We start from the raw sequence: 26051 nt of genomic DNA on the forward strand, positions 1-26051 counted from the left end.
GACCCCGTCCGGGCATCGTGTTTCACGTGAAACGTCGCTCTCTGCTGCACGGAATCATCAGCCGCGGTCGTGCGGCTACGTCCCCCCGTCTCCGCAAGGGAGAAGGGGGGACGGACTTGTCCACATCGGTGGATTCATCCACAGGAGTGCGGGCCCCGCTGGTTCGCGACCCCGGTGACATGGCAGGCTCTGTTCATCGCGAGCCAGATGCCGAGGAGAGTGACACCGTGCGGTCAGACGCCAACCTTGCGGGGCCGATGGCCGATCCGGTCCCCGGTCCCCGCTCTGAATCCCCGGGCGACGATGTTTCACGTGAAACATCGGCCCCGCCCCTGGTGGACAACGAGGACACGCCCATCGGCCGAGCCGCCCAGATCGCGGTCGAGGCCCTCGGGCGTGCAGGTGAGGGCCTGCCCAGGCCCCCGAAGACCCGGATCATGGTGGTGGCCAATCAGAAGGGCGGCGTGGGCAAGACCACGTCGACCGTGAACCTGGCCGCATCCCTGGCCCTGCACGGTGCACGGGTCCTCGTGGTCGACCTCGACCCGCAGGGCAACGCCTCCACGGCGCTGGGCATCGACCACCACGCCGACGTGCCCTCCATCTACGACGTGCTCGTGGACAGCCGCCCACTGATGGAGGTCGTCCAGCCGGTGGCCGACGTGGAGGGCCTCTTCTGCGCCCCGGCCACGATCGATCTCGCCGGTGCGGAGATCGAGCTGGTCTCCCTCGTGGCACGGGAGAGCCGTCTCCAGCGGGCCATCCAGGCGTACGAGCAGCCGCTCGACTACATCCTGATCGACTGCCCGCCCTCGCTGGGCCTGCTGACGGTGAACGCCCTGGTCGCGGGCGCGGAGGTGCTGATCCCGATCCAGTGCGAGTACTACGCGCTGGAGGGTCTCGGTCAGCTGCTGCGCAATGTGGACCTGGTGCGGGCCCACCTGAACCCGACCCTGCACGTGTCCACGATCCTGCTGACGATGTACGACGGCAGGACCCGGCTGGCCTCGCAGGTGGCGGAGGAGGTGCGCACGCACTTCGGCAAGGAGGTGCTGCGCACGAGCATCCCGCGGTCGGTCCGCATCTCCGAGGCTCCGAGCTACGGGCAGACGGTGCTGACCTACGATCCGGGTTCCAGCGGTTCCCTCTCCTATCTGGAGGCTGCGCGGGAGATCGCGCTGCGCGGGGCCGGATTCCAGTACGACCCCCAGCACCCCCATCAGGGTGCGGGCATGAACAACACGCAGAGCATGGCGGAGGGGATCCAGTGAGTGAGCGACGTAGGGGTCTGGGGCGGGGGCTCGGCGCGCTGATTCCCGCGGCTCCCCAGGAGAAGGTGCCGCCGGTGATCGGTGCCGGGTCGACGTCTCCGTCGGCGATGCCGGTGCTGCCCTCGGAGCGGGGCATCGCGGCGGCGAAGCTGGCTTCGCTGGCGCAGGCCGATGTTTCACGTGAAACATCATCGGTGGCCGCGTCCGTGAGCGAGCCCGAGCCGGTCGCCGCTCCGGAGGCCGGGGAGGTGGCGGGGGCCACGTTCGCGGAGCTCCCGATGGACTCCATCACGCCGAACCCGCGGCAGCCGCGCGAGGTGTTCGACGAGGACGCGCTGGCCGAGCTGGTGACCTCCATTCAGGAGGTGGGTCTGCTCCAGCCGGTGGTGGTGCGCCAGTCCGGCCCGGGCCGCTATGAGCTGATCATGGGCGAGCGGCGCTGGCGGGCGTGCCGGGAGGCCGGCCTGAACCGTATTCCGGCGATCATCCGGGCCACGGACGACGAGAAGCTGCTGCTGGACGCGCTCCTGGAGAACCTGCACCGGGCGCAGCTGAATCCCTTGGAGGAGGCGGCCGCGTACGACCAGCTGCTCCAGGACTTCAAGTGCACGCACGACCAGCTGGCGGACCGGATCGGGCGTTCCCGTCCGCAGGTCTCGAACACGCTGCGTCTGCTGAAGCTCTCTCCGCCCGTGCAGCGGCGGGTGGCGGCGGGTGTGCTGTCGGCGGGCCACGCGCGGGCCCTGCTGTCGGTGGACAACTCCGAGGAGCAGGACCGGCTGGCGCACCGGATCGTGGCCGAGGGGCTCTCGGTGCGTGCGGTCGAGGAGATCGTGGCGCTGATGGGTTCGGAGTCGCCGAGTGCGGTGAAGCCGAAGGGCCCGCGTGCGGGTGCCCGGGTGGCGCCCGCGCTCAGTGAGCTGGCGACGCGGCTGTCGGACCGGTTCGAGACGCGGGTGAAGGTGGATCTGGGCCAGAAGAAGGGCAAGATCACCGTCGAGTTCGCGTCGATGGAGGACCTGGAGCGCATTCTGGGGACCCTGGCGCCGGGCGAGGGCCGGGTGCTGGACCAGGGCGCTGCCGGGGAGTAACGCACAGCCCGGGGGGCGGGTCGTGCCGGTGTGAGCCGGTGCGGCCCGCCCCTTTGCCTTGTTGCGGTTTCGGGTGATTCGAGCTGTGGATACGATGCGGTCATGGGTCGTCGGCTGGTACCTCTCACGCTGGACAACCTTCAAGACCTGCCCCGGCGTTGCCGGTCCTGTGTCTTCTGGGAGCTGGACCCCGTCAGCGGCGAGGCTGCCGTGAAGGCGGGGAACCCTGCCGAGGAGAAGGAGGCGTGGATCTCCGCCGTCCTCCTGGAGTGGGGCTCGTGCGGCCGGGTGGTCTACGTGGACGAGGTTCCCGTGGGCTTCGTGCTGTACGCGCCGCCGGCGTACGTGCCGCGTGCGACCGCGTTCCCGACCAGCCCGGTGTCCCCGGACGCCGTACAGCTCATTACCTCGTGGATCATGCCGGGGTATCAGGGCCAGGGGCTGGGGCGGGTGATGGTCCAGACGGTGGCGAAGGATCTGCTGCGCAGGGGGTTCCGGGCGATCGAGGCCTTCGGGGACGCCCGGTGGGACGGTCCGGCCTGCCTGCTGCCTGCGGACCATCTGCTGGCCGTGGGGTTCAAGACGGTACGCCCGCATCCGACGCGTCCCCGGCTGCGGTTGGAGCTGCGGTCCACGCTGTCGTGGAAGGAAGACGTGGAGCTGGCCCTGGACCGGTTGCTGGGCGCGGCCCGGAAGGAACCGGCGCTGCGTCCGCTGTGAGAGGGCACCGCCGGCCCGGACCGGCCTGACCTGCGGACGGCCGGACATGCGGACGGGGCCGCCCCTGGCAGGGAGCGGCCCCGTGTCACACGATCGCGTCCGGACTCGGACGCCGGTGCGTCAGGCCTTGCTGGTGACGAAGCCGTCGAGGTCGCGCAGGATGGCGGCCTTCGGCTTGGCGCCGACGATGGTCTTGACGACCTCGCCGCCCTGGTAGACGTTCAGGGTCGGGATGGACATGACGCCGTACTTGGCCGCCGTCTCCGGGTTCTCGTCGATGTTGAGCTTGACGATCTCGATCTCGTCACCGTACTCGGCGGCGATGGCCTCGAGGGACGGAGCGATCTGGCGGCACGGACCGCACCAGGCGGCCCAGAAGTCCACCAGGACGGGCTTGTCGCTCTTGAGGACGTCGTCATCGAAGCTTGCGTCGGTGACGGTCTTGAGGGTGCCGGCCACAGCGGCCTCCTTCTTTTCCTGCGGGGAGTGGGGTGTGGTGCTGCTTGAGGGTGTCAGACCGCCGCGTGCGCCTTCTCGGCGTCCGCGAGGGCGGCGAGGAAGCGCTCGGCGTCGAGGGCCGCGGAGCAACCCGTGCCCGCGGCGGTGATGGCCTGACGGTAGGTGTGGTCGACCACGTCGCCCGCGCCGAACACACCGGTGAGGCTGGTGCGGGTGGAGGGGGCGTCGACCTTGAGGTAGCCCTCCGCGTCGAGGTCGAGCTGGTCCTTGAAGAGCTCGGTGCGCGGGTCGTGGCCGACGGCGATGAAGAGGCCGGTCACGGGCAGGGCGGAGGTCTCACCGGTCTTGGTGTTGCGCAGGGTCAGACCGGTGAGCTTCTGCTCGCCGTGGATCTCTGCGACCTCGCTGTCCCAGGCGAACTTGATCTTCGGGTCGGCGAAGGCGCGGTCCTGCATGGCCTTGGAGGCGCGCAGGGAGTCGCGGCGGTGGACGATCGTGACGGACTTGGCGAACCGGGAGAGGAAGGTGGCTTCCTCGATCGCGGTGTCACCGCCGCCGATCACGGCGATGTCGTGTTCCTTGAAGAAGAACCCGTCGCAGGTGGCGCACCAGGAGACGCCGCGTCCGGAGAGGGCGTCCTCGTTGGGCAGGCCGAGCTTGCGGTGCTGGGAACCGGTGGTCACGATCACGGCCTTGGCGCGGTGCACGGTGCCGGCGGTGTCGGTGACGGTCTTGATCTCACCGGTGAGGTCCACGGACACGACGTCGTCCGGAATCAGCTCGGCGCCGAAGCGCTCCGCCTGGCCGCGCATGTTGTCCATGAGGTCCGGACCCATGATGCCGTCCTGGAAGCCGGGGAAGTTCTCGACCTCGGTGGTGTTCATCAGCGCGCCACCGGCGGTGACGGCACCTTCGAAGACCAGCGGCTTGAGCGAAGCGCGTGCGGTGTACAGGGCGGCCGTGTAACCGGCCGGCCCGGAGCCGATGATGATCACGTTTCGTACGTCGCTCACGGGTTGATTCCTCGTCTCTGCGGACTGCCTGCTGCCTACCGGGGGGCCGGTGTGGACTCTCACCCCACCCAACGGATCCTACGGCGCCCGCATTCCCGAGTTTTCCCCCGGGCTTTCCGGTCTTTCAGCTCCTGGGATAGGTACGGGTGAGCAGAGGCTTTCCGGGCGCGGCCGAGGGGTCGGTGACGCAGGCGGAGCCGACGAGATAGGCGTCCACGGAGGCGGGGTCGCCGGGGTGGGGCAGGACGAGGAGGAAGACGTCCTTGCCCTCGTAGGTGCCGGACTCGAAGCCCAGCGGGGTCTCGGTCCGGCCGGTGGCCTTCTGGACGCAGGCGGGTGCCTTGGGCGCCCCGCCGTCGCCCGGGGCGAGGCTCGGTTCGGACGCGGGGCTGTTCTCCACTCCGAAGGTGTTGTTCCGCTCCCCCGCAGCCTGGTCGCCACGGGCGGCGGAGGCGAGGAGCTGGCGCACCGTGCCGGGGAGCCCCTGAGCGGTGTACTCGGGCGTGCCGGATCCGGACTGCGCGGTGGATGCGTCGCTCCGCGCGGTCATGTCCTGGCCGGCCTGGTCGCCGGACGTCAGGCCGAACACCAGGACACCGGCGGCGCACGCCGCGAGCAGCCCGCCCGCAAGAGCGACGCGGCGGCGTGCGCGACGCCGTCCGGGGCCGGTTGCGCCGGCCGGGTGACCGGAGGGCCGCAGGGCGCCCTTCTCACCGAGCGGGGCGGCGGGCGTTTCACGTGAAACATCGGGACCGTCGGGACCGGGCGACCCGTCGGCCGCTCCGGCGGGGCTGACGGGCTCGGGCTCCCTGTGCGGCGCGGTGGCGTCGAGGAGTGCTTCGGCGGCGAGGGCCGCGTCGATCCGGCCGGAGATGTCGGCGGGCATCCGGGCGGGGCCGGGCAGGGTGCCGAGCAGGGCCCGGATCTCCTCCAGGGAGGCACGGACGTCCGCGCACAGGGGGCAGGCGCCGAGATGGCTGCGTACCTCCGCCGTGCGCGACGGGGAGAGGAGGCCTTCCGCCAGCTCGGAGATCTCCGAGACGTCGGGGTGCCCGATCGTGCCGGTCGCGCCGGTTGTGGGGTTCACGCTCGTCCACCTCCGCCCTTCACTGCGTTGGGATCCGGGGTCGGGTCCCCGCGGTCTGCCGCCGGTGGGACGGTTGTCCCCGGTGTCCGGTTCCTTCCCCGCTCGGTATCGGTGTTATCCCCGGTATGCGTGCGCAGATGAGTGAGGAGCGGGACGAGTTTGGCCCTGCCGCGGGCGCAGCGGCTCTTCACGGTGCCGACGGGGACGTCGAGGATGCGGGCGGCCTCGGCGACGGGGTAGCCCTGCATGTCGACGAGGACGAGGGCGGCCCGCTGATCGGCCGGGAGGGTGCTCAGGGCGGCCAGTAGCTGCCGGTGGAGGTCCTGGCGCTCCGCGGGGGCCTCGGCGGACTCGTGGGGCTCCAGGAGGCGCTCCAGGCGGTCCGTGTCGTCGAGGGGTGACGTCCTGCGGGAGGCGGCCTTGCGGGCCCGGTCCAGGCAGGCGTTCACGGTGATGCGGTGCAGCCAGGTCGTGACGGCGGATTCGCCGCGGAAGGTGTGCGCGGCGCGGTAGGCGGAGACGAGGGCGTCCTGCACGGCGTCGGCGGCCTCCTCCCGGTCGCCGAGGGTGCGCAGGGCTACGGCCCAGAGCCGGTCGCGGTGCCTGCGCACGAGCTCACCGAAGGCGTCCGGGTCACCGGCGGCGTGCAGCGACAGGAGCTCCTGGTCGCTGCTGCCGCCGATGGGTGTCGCCTCGTCCAAAGCCGCCCCCTTCGCTGCTGCCGGTCAGCCTGTGAACTTCACGTCGGTGATGGCCTGCTTGTACCCGGCACCGCTGCCGCCCTCGGGGGGAGCCCACGGCATGGCGGTCATCCACAGGAGGACGTACCGGGTCTTGACCGGCTCTTCGACGGTCAGGGTGAAGCTGCTGTCGGAGGTTTTGGCCGTGGCCAGCTTCGGCATGGAGGAGACCGTGCCGGAGGGGGCGAGGGAGTCGACCGCGTAGAGCGTGGTGGTGGTGTGGTTGCCCGCGAACCGCACCTCTATGGAGGCACTGGTGACCTCGTGCTCGGATCCGAGATCGTAGACGATGCCGACGCCGGCCTTGATGGACGGCTTCAGATCGGGACCGTCGAGGTAGTACTTGGTGCGCCAGTACGTGGTGGAATCCCTGTCGTAGGTGTTCCTGACGGATCCCGCGTCCTGGGGCTTGTCGTCGGGTGCGTACTCGCGTGCACCGGTGATGGTCAGGAGCGCCGGTGCCTTTTTCTCCTCGATGTCCGCGGGCTTCTGCTGCGTGGTCTGGCTGCCGTTGGTGCTGCCCTGGTTGCTCCGGTTGAGCAGGGTGTCGGCGAGCTGCCAGCTGCCCAGACCGAGGGCGGCGATCAGCAGGGCGGCCACGCCCCACTTGAGGACGCGCCCGGTACGGCTCGTCAGGGGCGGCGGCGGGGGGACGACGGTGAGGACCTGCGCGGTGGGCATGCCGGGGCCCTGGGGCCTGCCGTAGCTGCCCTGCTGGTAGGTGGTGTGCTGGTACTCCGGAGGCGCGGTGAAGGTGGGCTCCGGCGGCCGGATGCGGGGCATCGCGGCCACGGCCTTGGAGAGCTCTTCCGGAGTGGTGCAGGCGGGTTCCTGACGGGAGGCGGTGGCCCCGTCGTTGGCGAGGGCGCGCATGGCCAGCTCGCCCAGACCCCGGTGCACGCCCGCGCGGACCTGGTCGGGGGCGATCAGGCCGACGCCCTTGGGCAGGCCGGTGAGGCCGTAGGCGTCGTTCTCGTAGGGCCAGCGCTGGGTCAGCGAGGCGTACAGGAGGGCGCCGATGGCCTCGGTGTCCGTGCGCTGCGGGGTCTCGCTGGTGATGCCGCGCAGGGCGGCGTTCACGGCGAGGCCGCGGATGCGGTACTGGCCCGTGGAGGTGCGCAGTATCGCGCTGGGGGTCAGGCGCAGGTGCGCCAGGCCCTCGCGGTGTGCGGCGGCCATGGCCTGGGAGACCTGGCTGACGAGCTGGTAGGCCTCGTGCGGCTCCATGGGGCCGGCGGCGAGGACCGCGGTGAGCTCCGTGGCGTCGGGCAGCCACTCGTGGACGACGTAGACGAGGTCGTTCTCCTCCACGGCGTCGAGGACCTGGACGAACCGGGGGTCGCCGAGCAGGGCCGAGGAGCGGGCGGCGGCCAGGACGGCGCGGGCCCGCGCGTGGTCGGCGGGCAGCAGGTGGACGCCCACGGCCCGGCGCAGCTTCTCGTCCATCGCACGCCAGCTGCTGAATCCGTCCAGACGGGTGACGCATTCTTCGAGCCGGTAGCGTCGGGCCAGCTTGTGGCCGCTGTGCAGTTCGGGCGCGGCAGCAGGTGCCGGGGTCCTGCGGTCGCCGTCCTTCTCGGGCATGGTTCCGTCCGCGGCTTGTCCGTTCTGGGTGTCCACCCCGTCGGCCGTGGCCTGGGCCGTCTCCGCGGCCAGCGGCTCGTCGCCGCTGTTGTCGGCCACGTCGACGGCAGCCGTGCTACGTTCCGCCACCGTCGTCCCCGCCTCCCCATCCGTTGCGCGCTGTCGCCCAGTCTGCGAAGCCATGCCAATTGTGCCCACAGTCCACCGATCTGCACGACACGCCAGAGGACAGGATGGTTGTACGCATCAGCGCCCCAGGCGCCCGCGGACCATCCCGACCATGGCGTTGAGTTCTTCGATGCGCATCCGCTTGGCGGCGACGAGGAACACCGCCGCCAGGGAGATGCCGCCGGCCACCAGGGCGGTGAGGGAACCGAGGGCTCCGCTGCCGATGAAGTGCAGGACGGCGAAGGCGACGGCGCCGGCCACGGCGGCGGCGGGGACGCAGGCGCCGATGAGCCGGGTGTAGGTGCGCATCACGTGCGCCCCGTCGAGATCGCCGCCGAGGCGGGTGCGCAGTCGGCGCCAGGCGACACCGACGCCCACGGCGTAGCCGAGGCCGTAGGCGGCGGCCATGCCGACGACGGCCCAGCGGGCGGGGAGCACGAAGAAGGCGACGGCGGACATGCCCGCGTTGACGGCGGCCACGATGACCGTGTTGTAGAAGGGCGTCCGGGTGTCCTCGTAGGCGTAGAAGCCGCGCAGGACCACGTACTGGACGGAGTAGGGGATCAGTCCGAGGCCGAAGGCCATCAGGATGAAGCCGATGTTCTGGGCGCTCTGGGTGCCGGAACCGGCGTAGAGCAGGCCTGCCATGGGGACGCCGAGGGCGAGGAACGCGAAGGCGCAGGGCACGATCGCGACGGCCGAGGTGCGCAGTCCGTAGGAGATGTCGTCACGGACGGCGGAGGCGTCGCCGTCGTGGGCGGACCGGGAAATGCGCGGCAGGACGGCGGTCATGACGGAGACGGTGATGATGGCCTGCGGCATCTGCCAGAGCAGTAGGGCGTAGTTGTAGCCGGTGATGCCGGTACCGCCGTGGCCCTGCTTGTCGGCGACCTCGCCCGCCCAGGTGGCGAGCTGGGTGACGACGATGAGGCCGAGCTGGTTGGCGAGGACGAAGAAGAACGTCCACTTGGCCAGGCCGGCGGCCTTGCCGAGGCCGTGGCCCTTCCAGTCGAACCGCAGGCGCGGCTTGAAGCCGGCGTCGCGCAGGTAGGGAAGCATCGCCAGGGACTGGACGACGAGGCCGAGCAGGGTGCCGAGGCCCAGGAGCCGGACGCCTTCGGGGGTGATGCCGGCCTCGGTGACGCCCGTGGTGGTGAAGCCGCCGAAGGCCCAGATGAAGGCGCCGAAGGTGGCGATGACGACGATGTTGTTGAGGACCGGGGTCCACATCATCGCGCCGAACCGGCCGCGGGCGTTGAGGATCTGACCGAGGACCACGTGCACGCCCATGAAGAACATGGTGGGCAGGCAGTAGTGGGCGAAGGCGACGGCGACGTCCAGGCGCGCGGGGTCGTCGGCGATCTTCTGCGACATCATGCCGATGAACAGCGGGGCCGCGAGCACGCAGACCACGGTGACGGCGCCCAGCAGGACCATGACGAGGGTCAGCAGCCGGTTGGCGTACGCCTCTCCCCCGTCCTCGTCGTTCTTCATCGCGCGCACGAGCTGCGGGATGAAGACGGCGTTGAGGGCGCCGCCGCCGACCAGGACGTAGATCATCGTCGGCAGGGTGTTGGCGACCTGGTAGCTGTCGTTGAGGGTGGCGACGCCGATCGCACCGGCGATCACGAGGGTCCGCAGGAAGCCGGTGATGCGGGAGACGATGGTGCCGGCGGCCATCAAGGCGCTGGACTTGAGCAGGCTGGAGGCGCGTCCGGCGGGCTTGCTCGGTGCCGGGGCGGCCACGGGCGCGTCCTCGGCGGGCGTGCGGGGCGCCGCGTCCTGGTCCCGGTAGAGGTGGGCGAAGGCGTCGGGGCGGGGGTCCTGGTCGGCGGCCTTGGTCACGAGGGAGTCCACGCCGACGAACTGCGTGGTCGTGGCGTGGTCGCCGTAGGGAAGGTGCCGGGAGGGGCCGTCCGGCTCGGGCGGCGGGGTCTGGGCCCACACCCTCGGGTCCGGGGCGTAGGAGGGGGCCGCCGGGGCCGCGTAGAGCGGGCCGGGCTCCTGGAAGGTGCCGGGCGGTGGCGGCGGGTGCGAGGCCCGGTCGTAGAGGACCTCCGCCACCGGATCCTGGGCGGAGAGGTCCTGCGCCCGGTACGGGTCGTAGGCGTAGGCGTCCTGGACATAGGGGTCGTGGTCCGGCGCGGGCGCGGGCGCGGGAACCTGCCCCGGCACCGGGGCGCCGGGGGCAGTGCCCTGGGAGGGCGCAGGCCCGCCAGTGCCCTGCGCGCGGTCACCTTCGTACGGCGCGTTCATCGAAACCCCACCTCATCGTCCCCAGGCCGACCGGCCACGGCATCGCTCAACGGTCCACTGTCTCACCCGTGCCGGACGGGTCCGCGCTTTGCGGTCCGGTGTCCGGGGACTCGTCACTCTGCTGCGTGCTCTCCTCTGCGGCGGTGCGTGCCGCGACACGCTTGCGGCTGGCGTACATCTTGATGCCGGCCAGCACGAGGAGGAGGACACCGCCCGCGATGACGAGCATGACGGTCGGGGTCACCTCCGTGGCTTCGACGGTGAACTTGCGGGCCTTTCCGTAGGGCACGCCGTCGGTGGTGAAGAGCTGGGCCGTCACCGAGACGGGGCCGCTCGCGGTGGCGTTGGCGGGGAACTTCACGGTCTGGCTGTGCCCGCCCTGGATCGCGACTTCCTGCTGGGCCTCGCCGCTGTCGCCGAACATCAGGCGGGTCGGGTTGGCGGACTGCAGCCGAAGGACCAGGTTGTGGGTGTCCTGGACGAGGCTGTTCTGGACGGTGACCGGGATGGTCGCGCTGTGTCCGGAGAGCGTCGCGTCGGACTTCGGGATGATCTTGACCTTCTCGGTGAGCCGGACCAGGTACTGCTGCACCTGGTCCCGGTAGGCCCGGGCCGGGTCGGGCCGGCCGCGCCACGAGGAGGACATCTCCCGGTTGGTGGTGTTGCCGAAGGGGATCTCGACGCGGTCGGGCGCGGTCAGGATCACCTTGAAGTGGCCGAGCGTGTTCTCGGTGGTGCGGATCTTCTCGAAGGCGGAGACCGGCAGTTCCTGCTTGCTCAGCGCCTCGGGGTACTGGCCGGCTCCCGGGACCTGGGTGGCGGCGCGGGGGTCGGGGGTCGCCGCGGCGGCCGCCTCCAGGTCCACGCCCTGGCTCCAGCGGCCCGACTGCAGACCCCGGATGGCGGCGGCCATCGTCTGTGCCTGGCTGGCGCTGGGCATCCGCTGCGGAGCGACGACGAAGCTGCGCTGGTTGTCGGTCTTCTGCAGGTTCAGGGCGAGGGTCTGGGCGAGGAACTGCTGCACCGCGAGGGTGGAGTTCCCGGCGCGGAGCATGTCGCCCCTGAACGCGAGGGAGAGTCCGGCGTCGGCGACGACGGCCGTGGTGCCCGCGCCGATGGGCCGCGCGGCCGACGGGGTGTAGCCGAGGGCGCCGGTCTCCTGGAGGCTGTCGCTGCGGGTGAGGACGTTGTGGGCGCCGGCCGACGTCGCGACGTTGACGATCGACGGGTCGATGGCGCCTTCCACGGGCCAGGAGAAGTCGGTGCTCGCGGGGACGTGCAGGACGGTCTCCACGGCCTGCTTCGCCTTGTCCGTGGCCGGCCGCAGCTGTCCCAGGGTGCCGGAGACGTCCTTGCCGCGGTGGGCGAGCGAGGCGATGTCCGGATCCGCGAAGGGCAGTGCGACGACCTTCTTGCCCTGGACGGCGCTTTCCAGCGAGCTCAGCCACTGCTCGGCGATGGCCTTGTTCTTGCCCGGGACGGTCCGGCCCTCGGGGGTGCGGACCCGGTATCCCTTTGTCATGGCGTCGACGGTGTAGAGCAGGTCCGGATCGATGACCCAGGTGATGGGAAGGTCCTTGCCGAGGGTGACCATCTGCTCCAGGCGGCCGCCGGTCCGCAGCTCGTCGGCGAGGCTGTCGTCGAGGAAGACGGGGGTCTGCAGCTCGTCCGAGCCGGTCTCCGAGGTCAAGTGCGTGGTGGAGATCAACGGCCAGGCGTACGCGAGCTGCGAGCGCTTGGCGGCCGGCTCCGGCTGCCAGGGCAGGAAGGTCCGCTTGATGCCGAGGACCTGCTCGTACTGGCGGCTCTCGGTCTCCCCGGACACGGAGACGCCGAGCTGGTAGACGCCGTCCTCGTCCAGGTCCAGCTTGTTCACCGGAACCTTGAGGGTGAAGGGCTGGCTGACCTTCGAAGGCAGCGAATCGATCTTCACCGCGAACTCAGGGCCGACTTCCGCCGGGTCGGTGCCCGCCCGGAATCCGCCGCGCTCGGCGGCCTCGTCGATGGAGCTGCGGTCCCCCAGCGCCGGCCCGACCCGCAGACCCACGTGTGCGTCGGTGATCTTCTCGGAGCCGTTGTTCACGACGGTGCCCGAGATGGTGAGGGTGTCGCCCTTGACCGGCGCGCTCGGTGTCAGGGCGTCGAGCTGGATGTCGACGGCGGTGGCCGCGGTCTCGGCGGCCTGGGCTTCGGGCACGTGCGAGTAGACCAGGCCGGCGAGTACCGGCGTCCCGGCGAGCAGGACGACGGCACGTCGCAGCCAGCGCCGCCGGGCAGGAGCGAGGGACGCCCCCTGGATGTCTGCCGCATCGGCCAACGCGCTCGCCCGTCCCTCGGAGTGTCAGTGGTCGTCGTTTGTGCGTCCACGCATGGTAACGAGGCCCGCTGTGCGCGAGTGCCGCGCCTTGCTCCACATGATCGGGCCCGCCCCGGAGCGGCCGCGGGCCGGGGTGGCCGCAAAACACGGGAGCTCGCGGCGGGCCGGGCACGTACCCTTTTCTGTTGTGCCGAACGCCAACGAAGACAACCCCAGTGTCCTGAATCACGGGCAGGCCCGCGCAGTGAGTGAACTGCTGCGGATCGCCCCTGTCGCCGACGAGCTCGGCCGCCGTTTCCAGGAGGCGGGTTTCCGCCTCGCCCTGGTCGGCGGGTCCGTCCGCGACGCGCTGCTCGGGCGCCTCGGCAATGATCTCGACTTCACCACCGATGCCCGGCCCGAGGACGTTCTCAAGATCATCAGGCCGTGGGCTGACTCGGTCTGGGACGTCGGCATCGCCTTCGGCACGGTCGGTGCGCAGAAGGAGGGCTTCCAGATCGAGGTGACGACCTACCGGTCGGAGTCCTACGACCGGACCTCGCGCAAGCCCGAGGTCTCCTACGGCGACTCGATCGAGGAAGACCTCGTCCGCCGCGACTTCACGGTGAACGCGATGGCCGTCGCGCTCCCCGAGAAGGAGTTCGTGGACCCGCACGGCGGTCTGGAGGACCTCCAGGCGGGCGTGCTGCGCACCCCGGGCACTCCCGAGGACTCCTTCTCCGACGACCCGCTGCGCATGCTGCGGGCGGCGCGGTTCGCCGCGCAGCTCGACTTCGAGGTCGCCCCGGACGTGGTGGCGGCGATGACGGAGATGTCCGGCCGCATCGAGATCGTCTCGGCCGAGCGGGTCCAGGGCGAGCTGAACAAGCTCCTGCTGTCCGCACACCCGCGCAAGGGCCTGGGCCTCCTCGTGGACACGGGGCTGGCCGAGCACGTGCTGCCGGAGCTGCCGGCGCTGCGGCTGGAGAGCGACGAGCACCACCGGCACAAGGACGTCTACGACCACTCGCTGATCGTGCTGGAGCAGGCGATCGCGCTGGAGGAGGACGGCCCGGACCTGGTGCTGCGGCTCGCGGCCCTGCTGCACGACATCGGCAAGCCCCGGACCCGCCGGTTCGAGAGCGACGGGCGGGTCTCCTTCCACCACCACGAGATGGTGGGCGCGAAGATGACCAAGAAGCGCATGACCGCGCTCAAGTACTCCAACGACATGGTCAAGGACGTGGCCCGGCTGGTGGAGCTGCACCTGCGCTTCCACGGGTACGGGGACGGGGAGTGGACCGACTCGGCCGTGCGGCGCTACGTCCGCGACGCCGGTCCGCTGCTGGACCGCCTGCACAAGCTGACCCGGTCCGACTGCACCACGCGCAACAAGCGCAAGGCGAACGCGCTCTCCCGCACCTACGACGGGCTGGAGGAGCGCATCGCCCAGCTGCAGGAGAGGGAGGAGCTGGACGCGATCCGGCCCGACCTCGACGGCAACGCGATCATGCGGGTCCTCGATGTGGGCCCCGGCCCGGTGATCGGCAAGGCGTACGCGTTCCTGCTGGAGCTGCGGCTGGAGAACGGTCCCATGGAGCACGACGCTGCGGTGGCCGCCCTCAAGGAGTGGTGGGCCGCTCAGGCCTGAGGGCCCGGGCACCGCGATGTTTCACGTGAAACATCGGTGCGGAGAGCCGGTCGTGCTGCGGTCAGGGCGATGTTTCACGTGAAACATCGCCCTGACGCATGAGGAGTACGGCGGTAGCGGCGTAGAGCAGGGCCACCCCGACGATCAGGGGGACGGAGTGCCCGTCGAGGGGGAGCACGAGGGCGGCCACCCCGGCGGCGCCGACGAAGGCGGCGTTGAAGAGCACGTCGTAGACGGAGAAGACGCGGCCGCGAAAGGCGTCGTCCACCTGGGACTGCACCACGGTGTCGGTGGAGATCTTGGCCCCCTGGGTGGCCAGGCCCAGCACGAAGGCGGCCGCCAGCATCGGCCCGGGTGCGAAGAACAGGCCGAGCGCCGGCACCAGCACCGCGGCGCCCGCGGCGCACAGGGTGATGGAGCCGAGGGAGCCCAGCCGGCCCACCAGCCAGGGAGTGACGACGGCGGCCGCGAAGAACCCGGCCCCGGACACGCCGACCGTGACGCCCAGCAGGGCCAGCCCGTCGGCCTCGTTGTCCGACCAGGCGTAGCGGCAGAGCATGAGCAGCGTGACGAACAGGGCCCCGTAGCAGAAGCGCATGACGGTCATGGCGGTGAGCGCCCGGGCCGCCTCGCGCCGGGAGGCCAGGTGGCGCAGGCCTTCGGCCAGGCCCCGCACGGTGAGGGCGACCCCCTGGACGACGGTCGGGTTGATCCGCCCGGGAGGGTGGTCGGGCCCGAGGAGATCCAGTGCCAGGCGCAGGGAGACCAGGGCCGCGCACAGGTAGAGGCCGGCTCCGAGGAGGACGACCAGGGCGTCGGAGTCGTCGGCGAGTACCCGGACGAGGAAGGCCAGTCCCCCGCCGGCGACGGCGGCGAGCGTTCCCGCGGTGGGTGAGAGGGCGTTCGCGGTGACCAGCTGGCCGGGCCCGACGACCCGCGGCAGGGAGGCCGCGAGCCCGGCCAGGACGAAGCGGTTGACCGCGGTCACGGACAGGGCCGAGGCGTAGAAGAGCCAGTCGGGGACGTGCGCGACGATCAGCATGCCGGTGACGCAGGCGAGGAAGGCCCGCAGCAGGTTGCCGTAGAGGAAGACCTGGCGGCGGCGCCAGCGGTCCAGCAGGACTCCCGCGAAGGGGCCGATCACCGAATAGGGCAGCAGGAGCACGGCCATGGCCGAGGCGATGGCCGCGGGCGAGGCCTGCTTCTCCGGGGAGAAGACGACATAGGCGGCCAGTGCGACCTGGTAGACCCCGTCGGCGGCCTGGGAGAGCAGCCGTACGGCGAGCAGGTTGCGGAAGTCCCGCAGACGCAGGAGTACGCGCAGATCACGTACGACAGCCATGAGGGAAAGGGTCACACACGCGGAGGGTCCCCGGGCACATTGCCCGGGGACCCTCCGTGGAAGAGCTCTCGAAGTCCAGGCGTCCTTGCGGACGCCGGGGTTCGACTAGCGCTCGACCTCGCCCTTGATGAACTTCTCGACGTTCGCGTACGCCTCGTCGTCGAAGTACTGCACCGGCGGGGACTTCATGAAGTAGCTCGAGGCCGACAGGATCGGGCCACCGATGCCGCGGTCCTTGGCGATCTTCGCGGCGCGCAGCGCGTCGATGATGACACCGGCGGAGTTCGGGGAGTCCCACACCTCGAGCTTGTACTCGAGGTTCAGCGGGACGTCACCGAAGGCGCGGCCTTCGAGGCGGACGTAGGCCCACTTGCGGTCGTCGAGCCACGCCACGTAGTCGGACGGGCCGATGTGGACGTTCTTCTCGCCGAGCTCGCGGTCGGGGATCTGCGAGGTGACGGCCTGAGTCTTGGAGATCTTCTTCGACTCGAGGCGGTCGCGCTCCAGCATGTTCTTGAAGTCCATGTTGCCGCCGACGTTGAGCTGCATGGTGCGCTCAAGACGGACACCGCGGTCTTCGAACAGCTTCGCCATCACGCGGTGCGTGATGGTGGCGCCGACCTGCGACTTGATGTCGTCGCCGACGATCGGGACACCGGCCTCGGTGAACTTGTCCGCCCACTCCTTGGTGCCGGCGATGAAGACCGGGAGGGCGTTGACGAAGGCGACCTTGGCGTCGATGGCGCACTGGGCGTAGAACTTCGCCGCAGCCTCGGAACCGACCGGCAGGTAGCAGATCAGGACGTCGACCTGGCGGTCCAGGAGGGTCTGGACGATGTCGACCGGGGTCTCGGCCGACTCCTCGATGGTCTCGCGGTAGTACTTGCCGAGACCGTCCAGGGTGTGGCCGCGCTGAACGGTCACACCCGCGCTCGGGACGTCGCAGATCTTGATGGTGTTGTTCTCGCTGGCGCCGATGGCGTCCGAAAGGTCGAGGCCGACCTTCTTCGCGTCGACGTCGAAAGCGGCGACGAACTCGATGTCGCTCACGTGGTAGTCGCCGAACTGGACGTGCATCAGACCGGGGACCTTGGCCGCCGGGTCGGCGTCCTTGTAGTACTCGACGCCCTGCACCAGCGAGGCGGCGCAGTTGCCTACGCCGACGATGGCTACGCGAACCGAACCCATTCCGGTTGCTCCCTGTTTGTTCTCGGACGAGGCCTGCGAGATGCAGACCTCACTTTGCAGTTTCGTCGGACGGACCGGGTCGTCTCTGATCCCGTCCCGCCCGCTCACTCTCGATGAGCTCGTTCAGCCAGCGCACTTCGCGCTCCACGGATTCCATGCCGTGGCGTTGCAGCTCGAGCGTGTAGTCGTCGAGCCGCTCGCGTGTGCGAGCCAGCGAGGCGCTCATCTTCTCCAGGCGCTCCTCAAGGCGGCTGCGACGGCCTTCCAGTACCCGCATGCGTACGTCTCGTTCGGTCTGGCCGAAAAAGGCGAAGCGGGCGGCGAAGGACTCGTCCTCCCAGGCATCGGGGCCCGTGTGGGAGAGGAGCTCCTCGAAGTGCTCCTTACCTGCTGCCGTCAACCGGTAGACGATCTTGGCGCGGCGCCCTGCGAGTGAAGCGGCGAGAGCGTCCTCCGGGGCGTTGCCCGGCTCTTCGATCAACCATCCGTTGGTGACGAGCGTCTTGAGGCAGGGGTAGAGCGTCCCGTAACTGAACGCTCTGAACACCCCCAGCGAGGTGTTGAGTCGCTTGCGCAGCTCGTAACCGTGCATCGGGGATTCGCGGAGCAGGCCGAGAACAGCGAACTCGAGGATGCCTGAGCGCCTGCTCATCCGCCTGCCCTTTCCCCCGCCTCGGAGTCTTTATGTCGAGCTGATGTATCGACTCGATACATCCAGACGATAGAACGGGTAGCCGTCAGCTACAAGTGGTGACACGGTGACCGGCGTCACATCACCGATTTGCGCGAGGCAAGTTGCCTGATTTGGGGTGAACTTCGGCACTGATTGGCTTTTGGGCGTGCGTAGTCTGTGCGCCATGACACCGGGGGGACCGGAACTCACCTGCCGCTTCCAGGCCACTCGCCTGCCCGAGGAGTAGTCGTTCGATGAGCGAGCACCGCCGCAAACCGCAACAGCCCCAGGGCGGCGGCCGCGCCGCCGCCCGCAAGGCTGCCCAGCAGCGCCCCTCCAGGGGCGCCGGTTCAGGGCGTGACGTCCCCACCGCGTCACCCAGTGGGCCGTACGGGCAGCAGCCGGGGCACGGCAGCCGATCGGACGCCCGGAGATCCGCCGGCCGCGCCCCGGCGGGACGGGGCAGGGGCGCCGCGGGCGCCGGCCGCCCCAAGCGGTTCATCAACTATCCGCGCGGCGAGAAGGTCGGCTGGAAGCGCTTCGTCCCCTCGTGGAAGTTCGTCTGCGGCACGGCCCTGGGCTTCTTCGCGATCATCACGGCAGGCGCCGGCATCGGCATCGCCATGGTGAACAAGCCTGACGCGAACAAGACGGCCGATGCGCAGAACAACGTCTTCTACTGGTCCGACGACACCCAGATGGTCGCGACCGGCGGCTCTGTGAACCGCCAGATCGTCCCCATCGAGAAGATCCCCCGGTCGATGCAGAACGCCGTGATCGCGGCGGAGAACGAGTCCTTCGAGTCGGACAAGGGCGTCGACCCGATGGGCATCGCCCGCGCCGTGTGGAACATGGCCAAGGGCGGATCGACCCAGGGCGGCTCGACGATCACCCAGCAGTACGTGAAGAACACGTACCTGGACTCCGACCAGACGCTCAAGCGAAAGGTCACCGAGCTCTTCATCTCGATAAAGCTGGGTGTGAGCGAGGAGAAGAACACGATCCTCGCCGGCTATCTGAACACCGCCTACTACGGTCGCGACGCCTACGGGATCCAGGCTGCCGCGCGCGCCTACTTCGGCAAGGACTGCAACGACCTGACGCCCTCCGAGAGCGCCTTCCTCGCCGCCGTGCTCAAGGGCCCGAACCTCTACAACCCCGACGGCGGCATCGGCTCCGCGGCCACGCCCGAGGCGAACAAGGACCGGGCCGTGAAGCGCTGGGCCTGGGTGCTGGACCGCGAGGTCGAGGTGGGCCGCATGCAGAAGGCGGAGAGGGATCAGTTCAAGGACTTCCCCGCCCTGATCGAGGCTCCCGAGGCCGCCGGCATGTCCGGCCAGATCGGTTACCTGGTCGAGACGGCCAAGCTGTACATGCTGAAGACCAACGGCATCAAGGTCGAGGACCTGGCCAAGGGCGGCTACCGAATCTACACCACCTTCGACAAGACGAAGGTGGACGCGCTGGTCAAGGCCGTCGAGGGCACCCGTGACGGGATGCTCGACGAGAAGAAGCGGCCCGATACGGACACGTTCGTCCAGTTCGGTGCGGCCTCGGTGGACGTGAAGACCGGCGCCCTCGTGGCCCTGTACGGCGGACCCGGCATCGACAAGAAGCACTTCAACAACAACGCCAACACCTCCGGTGTCCAGGTCGGCTCGACCTGGAAGCCGTTCGTGCTCGCGGCGGCCATGCAGTACGGCACCCAGAACTCCAAGGGCAAGGGGATCTCGGCCGACAGCAAGTACCAGGCGAACGACCTCACGGTGATCAACAACCGTGCGGGCCAGCCGCTGCGCGACGGGTCCGGCAAGCCGTTCAAGCAGAAGAACGAGAACCCGGCCCCGTACGGCTTCGTGACCCTGAACGAGGCGATGGAGAAGTCCATCAACGTTCCCTTCGCCCAGCTCGTCTTCGACGTCGGCCACGACAAGGTGAAGAAGGTCGCCGAGTCGACCGGCATCCTGAAGGAGTCCTTCGACCCGAACGACAACGCCTCCTTCGCGCTGGGCACCTCGACCCCCAGCGCCATCCGGATGGCCGACTCGTACGCCACCTTCGCCGCCTCCGGCACCCACCACGACCCGTACTCGGTGCGCAGCGTCAAGAAGAACGGCAACGACGTCCCCGGCTTCGAGGCGCCCAAGGCGGAGCGGGCCATGGACAACTCCGTCGCGGACAACATCACCAAGGTCCTGCGCAACGTCGTCGAGAACGGCACCGGTACGAAGGCCAAGAAGCTCGGCCGGCCCGCCGCGGGCAAGACCGGTACCACCGACAAGAACATGTCGGCCTGGTTCGTCGGCTACACCCCCGAGCTGTCCACCTCCGTGGCGCTGTTCCGCTCGGACCCCAGCGCGGAGAAGAAGGAACTGATCTCGATGAGGGGCGTGGCGGGCATCCCCTCCCTCCACGGTGGTGACATCCCGGCCGAGATCTGGACCAAGTACATGAAGGAGGCGCTGAACGGCGTCCCGGAGTCGGACTTCCCGGAGCCCGACGAGATCGGTGTCGTCGCGGACGCCTCCGGCGCGCCCTCGCCGTCGCCCTCGCCGTCCCCCTCGCCCTCGCCGTCGCCCTCGCCGTCGAACTCGCCGTCCCCGACCCCCAGCCCCAGCCCTTCGCGCAGCGGCGGCAAGCCGACCTGCAAGCCGTGGGCCATCTGCGACCCGGACCCCAGCGCCAGCTCCTCCCGGTCACCTTCGCCCTCGCCCAGCAAGACGGGCGGCGGCAGGCCGGGCGGCACGACGAACGGCGGGACCGGAGGCTTCCCGATAGGGGGCTCCACGGGCGGCTGACCCAGCGCCCACGACACGGCAGGAGAGGGCCGTCGCACCGAGTGCGGCGGCCCTCTCCCATGTGCGGCGCCGTACGGCAGGATGTGCGCATGACGAAGGTGCACGAGGACAGCCCCGTACTGCCCACTCAGCAGGACGAGGTGGCCGCCGCGGGGAGCGAGCTCATCGGCGGCCCGCTGGGCCGCTACGCCCGGCTGGGCGGCCACTGGCTGACCCCGGTGCGGGTCGTCGTGCTCGTCGCCCTGGGGATGTTCGCGCTCGGCATGGTGCAGAAGCTGCCTTGCTACGACTGGGCGTGGTTCCGCGGGGCCGGCTCCCAGTACACCCACGCCTGCTACTCGGACATCCCGCACCTCTACGTCGTGCGCGGCTTCGCCGACGGCCTCACCCCGTACTTCGACCGGATCCCGGGCGACATGCAGTTCCTGGAGTACCCGGTGCTCACCGGGCTCTTCATGGAGATCGCCTCCTGGATGACCCCCGGCAGCGGCTCCATGCAGCACCGGGAGCAGATGTACTGGATGGTCAACGCGGGCATGCTGATGGTCTGCGCCGCCGTGATCGCGGTGTGCGTGGCCCGTACCCACCGCCGGAGGCCCTGGGACGCGCTGCTCTTCGCCCTCGCTCCCGCCTTCGCGCTCACCGCGACCATCAACTGGGACCTGCTGGCCATCGCCCTGACCGCCGCCGCGATGCTCATGTGGTCGCGGAGCCGGCCGGTGTCCTTCGGCGTCCTGATCGGCCTGGCCACCGCGGCCAAGCTCTATCCCGTCCTGCTGCTCGGGGCCGTGTTCGTGCTCTGCTGGCGGGCCGGGAAGTGGCGTGCGTTCGGCGATGCGGTCGGCGGCGCCGTGGTCGCCTGGCTCGTGGTGAACCTTCCCGTGATGATCTTCGCCTGGGAGGGCTGGCAGAAGTTCTACACCTTCAGCCAGGAGCGGCCCATCGACTTCGGATCCGTATGGCTGCTGATCTCCCAGCGCTCCGGAAACCCCCTCGAAGGCGCCAACACCTATGCGACGGGCCTGACGCTGCTGCTGTGCGCGGGCATCGGCCTGCTCACGCTCACCGCGCCCCGCCGCCCGCGCTTCGCCCAGCTGGCCTTCCTGCTGGTGGCCGCCTTCATCCTCGTCAACAAGGTCTACTCGCCCCAGTACGTGCTCTGGCTCATCCCGCTCGCCGCACTGGCCCGGCCCCGCTGGCGGGACTTCCTGATCTGGCAGGCCGGCGAGGTCGTCTACTTCCTGGGGATCTGGTTCTACCTCGCCTACACGACCAGCGGGGACAAGCACCAGGGCCTGCCGCTGGAGGGGTACCAGCTGGCGATCACGGCCCACCTGCTGTGCACGCTCTACCTGTGCGCCGTGGTCGTACGCGACATCCTGCTGCCCGAGCGGGACGTGGTGCGGCGCGACGGCTCGGACGACCCCTCCGGGGGCGTCCTGGACGGCGCCGAGGACGTCTTCACGTTCCCGCGTACGCCGAAGGCGCCGCTGGACGCGGCGCCTTCGGAGGGTCAGCGAGTGGAATGGGGCGCGCGCCCCGGGGAGTGACTCAGGCGTCGAGCACCCGGTCGAACTGCGTGGTGGTGTGGCGCAGGTGCGCCACCAGCTCGTCGCCGACCTTCGGCTCGGGAGAGTCCGACGGCACGAACAGGATGGACACCTGCATGTGCGGCGGCTCGGCGAACCAGCGCTGCTTGCCCGCCCACACGAACGGCGACAAGTTCCGGTTGACGGTGGCGAGTCCGGCCCGGGCGACGCCCTTGGCACGCGGCATCACCCCGTGCAGGGCCTTGGGGGCCTCCAGGCCGACTCCGTGGGACGTGCCGCCTGCGACGACGACCAGCCAGCCGTCGGAGGCGGCCTTCTGCTGCCGGTAGCCGAACCGGTCGCCCTTGGCGACGCGGGTGACGTCGAGCACCGCGCCGCGGTACTCGGTCGCCTCGTGGTCGCCCAGCCACAGCCGGGTGCCGATGCGGGCCCGGAAACGCGTCTGCGGGAACTGCTGCTGCAGCCGCGCCAGCTCCGAGGCCTTCAAGTGGCTGACGAACATGGTGTGCAGCGGCAGCCGGGCCGCGCGCAGCCGGTCCATCCAGCCGATGACCTCCTCGACGGCGTCCGAGCCGTCCGGGCGGTCCAGCGGCAGGTGCAGGGCGAAGCCCTCCAGCCGGACGTCCTCGATCGCCGAGTGCAGCTGGCCGAGCTCCTGCTCGGAGATCCCGTGCCGGCGCATCGAGCTCATGCACTCGATGACCACACGGGCGCCGACCAGGCCGCGCACCCCGTCCAGCGAGGACACCGAGCGGATGACCCGGTCCGGCAGCGGCACCGGCTCCTCGCCGCGCCGGAACGGGGTGAGGACGAGCAGGTCACCGCCGAACCAGTCCTTGATGCTGGCGGCCTCGTAGGTCGTACCGACGGCGAGGACGTCGGCACCCATCCGGGTCGCCTCCTCGCAGAGCCGCTCGTGACCGAATCCGTAGCCGTTGCCCTTGCAGACGGGGATCATCCCGGGGAACTGGTCCTGGATCTGCTTCTGGTGCGCACGCCAGCGCGCGGTGTCGACGTAGAGCGTGAGCGCCATGCCCGTCCGGAGCCTCTCTCGAAAAGCTGCGTGGTGCAGCGGTGCGGTGTGTGTGGATGGGGCGGGGTCAGCGACGCGACATGTAGATGTCGAGCGCCTTGTGCAGCAGCTTGTTGAGCGGGAAGTCCCACTCGCCGACGTACTCGACGGCCTCGCCGCCCGTGCCGACCTTGAACTGGATGAGGCCGAACAGGTGGTCGTTCTCGTCCAGGGTGTCACTGATGCCGCGCAGGTCGTAGACGCTTGCGCCGAGCGCGTAGGAGTCGCGCAGCATGCGCCACTGCATCGCGTTCGAGGGACGGACCTCGCGCTTGTGGTTGGCGGAGGCGCCGTACGAGTACCAGACGTGCTGGCCGACGGTGAGCATCGTGGCGGCGGCCAGCGGCTCCCCCTCGTGCGTGGCGATGTACAGCCGCATCCGGTTGGGGTCCTCGGCGTTGAGGGCCGTCCACTGGCGCTGGAAGTAGCTGAGCGGGCGCGGGCGGAACTTGTCGCGCTCGGCAGTGACCTCGTACAGCTTCTGCCAGGTGGGCAGGTCCTCGTAGCCGCCCTGGACGACCTCGACGCCGGCCTTCTCGGCCTTCTTGATGTTGCGGCGCCACAGCTGGTTGAAGCCCTTGAGGACGTCGTCCAGCGAGCGGTTGGCGAGCGGTACCTGGAAGACGTACCGGGGCTGGACGTCGCCGAAGCCGGCTCCGCCGTCCTCGGCCTGCTGCCAGCCCATCCGGCGCAGCTTGTCGGAGACTTCGAAGGCGCGGGGCTCGATGACGGAGGCCTCCACGTCGCGCAGGCGCTTGACCTCCGGGTCCTGGATACCGGCCTTGATGGCGGTCGAGTTCCAGCGGCGGATGACGACGGGCGGGCCCATCTTCACGGTGAAGGCGCCCTGCTGCTTGAGGTGCGCCAGCATCGGCTGGAGCCACTCTTCGAGGTTGGGGGCGTACCAGTTGATGACCGGGCCCTCGGGGAGGTACGCGAGGTACCGCTTCACCTTGGGCAGCTGTCGGTACAACACGAGTGCGGCGCCGACGAGTTCGCCGGACTGGTCGAACCATCCGAGGTTCTCGGAACGCCACTCGTTCTTCACGTCGGCCCACGCCGGGACCTGGCAATGGCTAGCCGAGGGCAGGCTCTGGAGGTAGCCCAGGTGCTGCTCTCGGCTGATGGTCCTCAGGGACAGGCTCATGCGGGGCGTCTCCTCGGCGGCTTCGCTGGCTATGGCGCGAAGCCTACTGCGACGGGGGCGCCACCCATCTGGGGGACAGGCCGGGCCCGGGCCCGTGGGAGGCCGGCGCCCCGTCGCGGAGGCACCCGGTCAGCCCAGCCAGCCGCCGAAGAGACCGCCGTGCGCCATGCCGAGGAAGAAGCCGATGGCAGAGGCTCCGAGCCCGATGATCAGCGCTGTGCGCTCGCGTGTCGTGGCAGAGATGAACTGCCCGTAGAGCCCGGTGACGATCCCGATCAGCCCGGTCCACGAGCTGAGCAGGTGCAGATGGTGGAAGAAGCCCGTGATGAACGCCACGGCGCCGAGGACCAGGGTGACGGCCACCAGGGTGTCCTGGAGCGGATGGGGCTTGCCGTCGGTGGCGAAGAGCGAGATGGAGGACTGAGGACGCATTGCCTGTGCCATCGGAAGGCACCTCCTGGCTGCAGCAGAGCGGTGCTGCGGGCTTCCTCCGGCAGACGCCGAAGGCATAGCACCGAGCACACCCGATGCATACAGATTGTGGCCTCCTGCCGCCGGATTTCAACCGGAAGGAGTGGAGGAGGTAGTCTGTACAGCTGCGCGGTGTCTGCTCTGCAGATGCCGTGCGCACGCATCACGACCCTCCTGCCACGGAACGACCGTGGCCGCTGAGTCCAAAGGAGGTGGGTTCCACATGCGTCACTACGAAGTGATGGTCATCCTCGACCCCGATCTCGAGGAGCGCGCTGTCTCCCCGCTGATCGAGAACTTCCTTTCTGTCGTCCGTGAGGGCAACGGAAAGGTCGAGAAGGTCGACACCTGGGGCCGTCGTCGTCTCGCTTACGAGATCAAGAAGAAGCCCGAGGGCATCTACTCGGTCATCGACCTTCAGGCCGAGCCTGCGGTCGTCAAGGAGCTTGACCGACAGCTGAACCTGAACGAGTCGGTTCTCCGGACCAAGGTCCTTCGCCCCGAGACCCACTGAACTTCGGTTCAGCGGTAATCGGGACCGAGTAGCACAGCAGCCCAGCAGCAATCCCCGCCGAGAGGTTCATCCATGGCAGGCGAGACCGTCATCACGGTCGTCGGCAATCTCGTCGACGACCCCGAGCTGCGCTTCACCCCCTCGGGTGCGGCGGTCGCGAAGTTCCGTGTCGCGTCCACTCCCCGCACCTTCGACAAGCAGACCAATGAGTGGAAGGACGGCGAAAGCCTGTTCCTGACCTGCTCGGTCTGGCGCCAGGCGGCTGAGAACGTCGCCGAGTCCCTTACGCGGGGCATGCGCGTCATCGTGCAGGGCCGGCTGAAGCAGCGGTCGTACGAGGACCGTGAGGGTGTCAAGCGCACGGTCTACGAGCTGGACGTCGAGGAAGTCGGCCCCAGCCTGAAGAACGCCACGTCCAAGGTCACCAAGACCACTGGTCGCGGTGGCCAGGGTGGATACGGCGGCGGTGGCGGCGGTCAGCAGCAGGGCGGCGGCGGTGGCAACTGGGGCGGAGCCCCCGGTGGCGGCGCCCCCCAGGGCGGCGGAGCTCCCTCCGACGACCCCTGGGCGTCCAGTGCGCCGGCCGGCGGCCAGCAGCAGGGCGGCGGCGGTGGCGGTTGGGGCGGAAGCTCCGGCGGCTCCGGCGGTGGCTACTCGGACGAGCCGCCCTTCTAGGGCAGCTCGGTCCCCCACTTCTTGATTTCACAGGAGAGACACAATGGCGAAGCCGCCTGTGCGCAAGCCTAAGAAGAAGGTCTGCGCGTTCTGCAAGGACAAGACCGCGTACGTGGACTACAAGGACACGAACATGCTGCGGAAGTTCATTTCCGACCGTGGCAAGATCCGTGCCCGCCGCGTCACCGGCAACTGCACGCAGCACCAGCGTGACGTCGCCACGGCTGTGAAGAACAGCCGTGAGATGGCACTGCTGCCCTACACGTCCACCGCGCGATAAGGAAA

22 protein-coding genes are annotated in these 26051 nt (G+C 69.7%); 9 read left to right on the plus strand and 13 right to left on the minus strand.

The genetic code is table 11. The annotated features are described in order from the left end of the window. Positions 1-179 precede the first annotated feature (179 nt). The 3 genes from OG898_RS12185 (at position 180) to OG898_RS12195 (ending at position 3082) form a co-directional block, all read left to right on the plus strand. Positions 180-1271 (plus strand): ParA family protein, encoded by a 1092-nt coding sequence (locus OG898_RS12185; protein ID WP_266956733.1) that lies wholly within the window; start codon positions 180-182, stop codon positions 1269-1271. Further along, positions 1268-2362, plus strand: a complete 1095-nt coding sequence (locus OG898_RS12190; protein WP_250738633.1) for a ParB/RepB/Spo0J family partition protein — start codon at positions 1268-1270, stop codon at positions 2360-2362. Before OG898_RS12185 ends, OG898_RS12190 begins: the two co-directional genes overlap by 4 nt. A gap of 102 nt (positions 2363-2464) precedes the next feature. Beyond that, entirely contained in the window at positions 2465-3082 is a 618-nt protein-coding gene (locus OG898_RS12195; protein ID WP_250738631.1) for a GNAT family N-acetyltransferase, read from the plus strand. A gap of 120 nt (positions 3083-3202) precedes the next feature. On the opposite strand, the gene trxA is transcribed toward OG898_RS12195, so the two are convergent. The 7 genes from trxA to OG898_RS12230 all read right to left on the minus strand — a co-directional run bounded on the left by trxA (position 3203) and on the right by OG898_RS12230 (position 12706). After that, complete coding sequence (gene trxA / locus OG898_RS12200) at positions 3203-3541, minus strand: thioredoxin (RefSeq protein WP_250738630.1); 339 nt, start codon at positions 3539-3541, stop codon at positions 3203-3205. A 53-nt stretch (positions 3542-3594) separates the two neighbouring features. Further along, positions 3595-4554 (minus strand): thioredoxin-disulfide reductase, encoded by a 960-nt coding sequence (gene trxB, locus OG898_RS12205; RefSeq protein ID WP_250738628.1) that lies wholly within the window; start codon positions 4552-4554, stop codon positions 3595-3597. A gap of 124 nt (positions 4555-4678) precedes the next feature. Continuing rightward, positions 4679-5641 carry an anti-sigma factor gene (locus OG898_RS12210; RefSeq protein WP_266956736.1) on the minus strand — a complete coding sequence of 321 codons (963 nt, stop codon included), beginning with the start codon at positions 5639-5641 and terminating at the stop codon, positions 4679-4681. Next, entirely contained in the window at positions 5638-6342 is a 705-nt protein-coding gene (sigM, locus tag OG898_RS12215; protein WP_250738625.1) for an RNA polymerase sigma factor SigM, read from the minus strand. The genes OG898_RS12210 and sigM overlap by 4 nt, the downstream gene beginning before the upstream one ends. A gap of 24 nt (positions 6343-6366) precedes the next feature. After that, entirely contained in the window at positions 6367-8094 is a 1728-nt protein-coding gene (locus tag OG898_RS12220) for a protein kinase family protein (protein ID WP_250738624.1), read from the minus strand. A gap of 117 nt (positions 8095-8211) precedes the next feature. Continuing rightward, a complete protein-coding gene (murJ, locus tag OG898_RS12225) occupies positions 8212-10389 on the minus strand; it encodes a murein biosynthesis integral membrane protein MurJ (RefSeq protein WP_250738623.1) in 2178 nt (725 codons plus the stop codon). 46 nt (positions 10390-10435) lie between these two features. After that, a complete protein-coding gene (locus OG898_RS12230; RefSeq protein WP_266956738.1) occupies positions 10436-12706 on the minus strand; it encodes a DUF6049 family protein in 2271 nt (756 codons plus the stop codon). Between the two features lie 187 nt (positions 12707-12893). Here OG898_RS12230 and OG898_RS12235 point away from each other — a divergent pair, with 187 nt between their 5' ends. Continuing rightward, complete coding sequence (locus OG898_RS12235; protein WP_250738621.1) at positions 12894-14336, plus strand: CCA tRNA nucleotidyltransferase; 1443 nt, start codon at positions 12894-12896, stop codon at positions 14334-14336. A gap of 61 nt (positions 14337-14397) precedes the next feature. Here OG898_RS12235 and OG898_RS12240 read toward each other — a convergent pair whose 3' ends face one another. The 3 genes from OG898_RS12240 to OG898_RS12250 all read right to left on the minus strand — a co-directional run bounded on the left by OG898_RS12240 (position 14398) and on the right by OG898_RS12250 (position 17518). After that, positions 14398-15678, minus strand: a complete 1281-nt coding sequence (locus tag OG898_RS12240) for an MFS transporter (RefSeq protein ID WP_266956740.1) — start codon at positions 15676-15678, stop codon at positions 14398-14400. Positions 15679-15783: 105 nt separating this feature from the next. After that, complete coding sequence (locus tag OG898_RS12245) at positions 15784-16866, minus strand: inositol-3-phosphate synthase (RefSeq protein WP_250738618.1); 1083 nt, start codon at positions 16864-16866, stop codon at positions 15784-15786. Positions 16867-16915: 49 nt separating this feature from the next. After that, complete coding sequence (locus OG898_RS12250; RefSeq protein WP_250738617.1) at positions 16916-17518, minus strand: PadR family transcriptional regulator; 603 nt, start codon at positions 17516-17518, stop codon at positions 16916-16918. Between the two features lie 275 nt (positions 17519-17793). On the opposite strand from OG898_RS12250, the gene OG898_RS12255 reads away from it, so the two are divergent. Continuing rightward, the gene (locus OG898_RS12255) at positions 17794-20337 is read left to right on the plus strand and encodes a transglycosylase domain-containing protein (protein WP_250738616.1); all 2544 of its coding nucleotides are present in this window, start codon (positions 17794-17796) and stop codon (positions 20335-20337) included. Positions 20338-20426: 89 nt separating this feature from the next. Then, on the plus strand, positions 20427-21887 hold the full coding sequence (locus OG898_RS12260; RefSeq protein WP_250738615.1) for a glycosyltransferase family 87 protein: 1461 nt from the start codon (positions 20427-20429) through the stop codon (positions 21885-21887). Between the two features lies 1 nt (position 21888). On the opposite strand, the gene OG898_RS12265 is transcribed toward OG898_RS12260, so the two are convergent. From OG898_RS12265 to OG898_RS12275, 3 genes are all read right to left on the minus strand, one after another. After that, the gene (locus OG898_RS12265) at positions 21889-22920 is read right to left on the minus strand and encodes an alanine racemase (RefSeq protein WP_250738614.1); all 1032 of its coding nucleotides are present in this window, start codon (positions 22918-22920) and stop codon (positions 21889-21891) included. A 67-nt stretch (positions 22921-22987) separates the two neighbouring features. Continuing rightward, positions 22988-24106 (minus strand): peptidoglycan bridge formation glycyltransferase FemA/FemB family protein, encoded by a 1119-nt coding sequence (locus OG898_RS12270; protein WP_250738613.1) that lies wholly within the window; start codon positions 24104-24106, stop codon positions 22988-22990. 129 nt (positions 24107-24235) lie between these two features. Then, complete coding sequence (locus tag OG898_RS12275; protein WP_250738612.1) at positions 24236-24550, minus strand: hypothetical protein; 315 nt, start codon at positions 24548-24550, stop codon at positions 24236-24238. Between the two features lie 250 nt (positions 24551-24800). Here OG898_RS12275 and rpsF point away from each other — a divergent pair, with 250 nt between their 5' ends. The 3 genes from rpsF (at position 24801) to rpsR (ending at position 26046) form a co-directional block, all read left to right on the plus strand. Next, positions 24801-25091 (plus strand): 30S ribosomal protein S6, encoded by a 291-nt coding sequence (gene rpsF, locus OG898_RS12280; protein ID WP_015034882.1) that lies wholly within the window; start codon positions 24801-24803, stop codon positions 25089-25091. A gap of 72 nt (positions 25092-25163) precedes the next feature. Continuing rightward, on the plus strand, positions 25164-25766 hold the full coding sequence (locus OG898_RS12285; protein ID WP_266956744.1) for a single-stranded DNA-binding protein: 603 nt from the start codon (positions 25164-25166) through the stop codon (positions 25764-25766). Between the two features lie 43 nt (positions 25767-25809). Next, positions 25810-26046 (plus strand): 30S ribosomal protein S18, encoded by a 237-nt coding sequence (rpsR, locus tag OG898_RS12290; protein WP_005315025.1) that lies wholly within the window; start codon positions 25810-25812, stop codon positions 26044-26046. The last annotated feature ends 5 nt before the right edge of the window (positions 26047-26051 follow it).

Source organism: Streptomyces sp. NBC_00193 (assembly GCF_026342735.1).
GTDB lineage: Bacteria > Actinomycetota > Actinomycetes > Streptomycetales > Streptomycetaceae > Streptomyces > Streptomyces stoeckheimensis.

What these genes read in the sequence shown, in the direction of transcription:
- OG898_RS12185 (WP_266956733.1), top strand. Translation starts at nt 180, where the DNA reads ATGGCAGGCTCTGTTCATCGCGAGCCAGATGCCGAGGAGAGTGACACC.
- OG898_RS12285 (WP_266956744.1), top strand. Translation starts at nt 25,164, where the DNA reads ATGGCAGGCGAGACCGTCATCACGGTCGTCGGCAATCTCGTCGACGAC.
- OG898_RS12260 (WP_250738615.1), top strand. Translation starts at nt 20,427, where the DNA reads ATGACGAAGGTGCACGAGGACAGCCCCGTACTGCCCACTCAGCAGGAC.
- OG898_RS12270 (WP_250738613.1), bottom strand. Translation starts at nt 24,106, where the DNA reads ATGAGCCTGTCCCTGAGGACCATCAGCCGAGAGCAGCACCTGGGCTAC.
- OG898_RS12195 (WP_250738631.1), top strand. Translation starts at nt 2,465, where the DNA reads ATGGGTCGTCGGCTGGTACCTCTCACGCTGGACAACCTTCAAGACCTG.
- OG898_RS12250 (WP_250738617.1), bottom strand. Translation starts at nt 17,518, where the DNA reads ATGAGCAGGCGCTCAGGCATCCTCGAGTTCGCTGTTCTCGGCCTGCTC.
- OG898_RS12240 (WP_266956740.1), bottom strand. Translation starts at nt 15,678, where the DNA reads ATGGCTGTCGTACGTGATCTGCGCGTACTCCTGCGTCTGCGGGACTTC.
- OG898_RS12245 (WP_250738618.1), bottom strand. Translation starts at nt 16,866, where the DNA reads ATGGGTTCGGTTCGCGTAGCCATCGTCGGCGTAGGCAACTGCGCCGCC.
- OG898_RS12265 (WP_250738614.1), bottom strand. Translation starts at nt 22,920, where the DNA reads ATGGCGCTCACGCTCTACGTCGACACCGCGCGCTGGCGTGCGCACCAG.
- OG898_RS12255 (WP_250738616.1), top strand. Translation starts at nt 17,794, where the DNA reads ATGAGCGAGCACCGCCGCAAACCGCAACAGCCCCAGGGCGGCGGCCGC.
- rpsF (WP_015034882.1), top strand. Translation starts at nt 24,801, where the DNA reads ATGCGTCACTACGAAGTGATGGTCATCCTCGACCCCGATCTCGAGGAG.
- OG898_RS12275 (WP_250738612.1), bottom strand. Translation starts at nt 24,550, where the DNA reads ATGGCACAGGCAATGCGTCCTCAGTCCTCCATCTCGCTCTTCGCCACC.
- rpsR (WP_005315025.1), top strand. Translation starts at nt 25,810, where the DNA reads ATGGCGAAGCCGCCTGTGCGCAAGCCTAAGAAGAAGGTCTGCGCGTTC.
- murJ (WP_250738623.1), bottom strand. Translation starts at nt 10,389, where the DNA reads ATGAACGCGCCGTACGAAGGTGACCGCGCGCAGGGCACTGGCGGGCCT.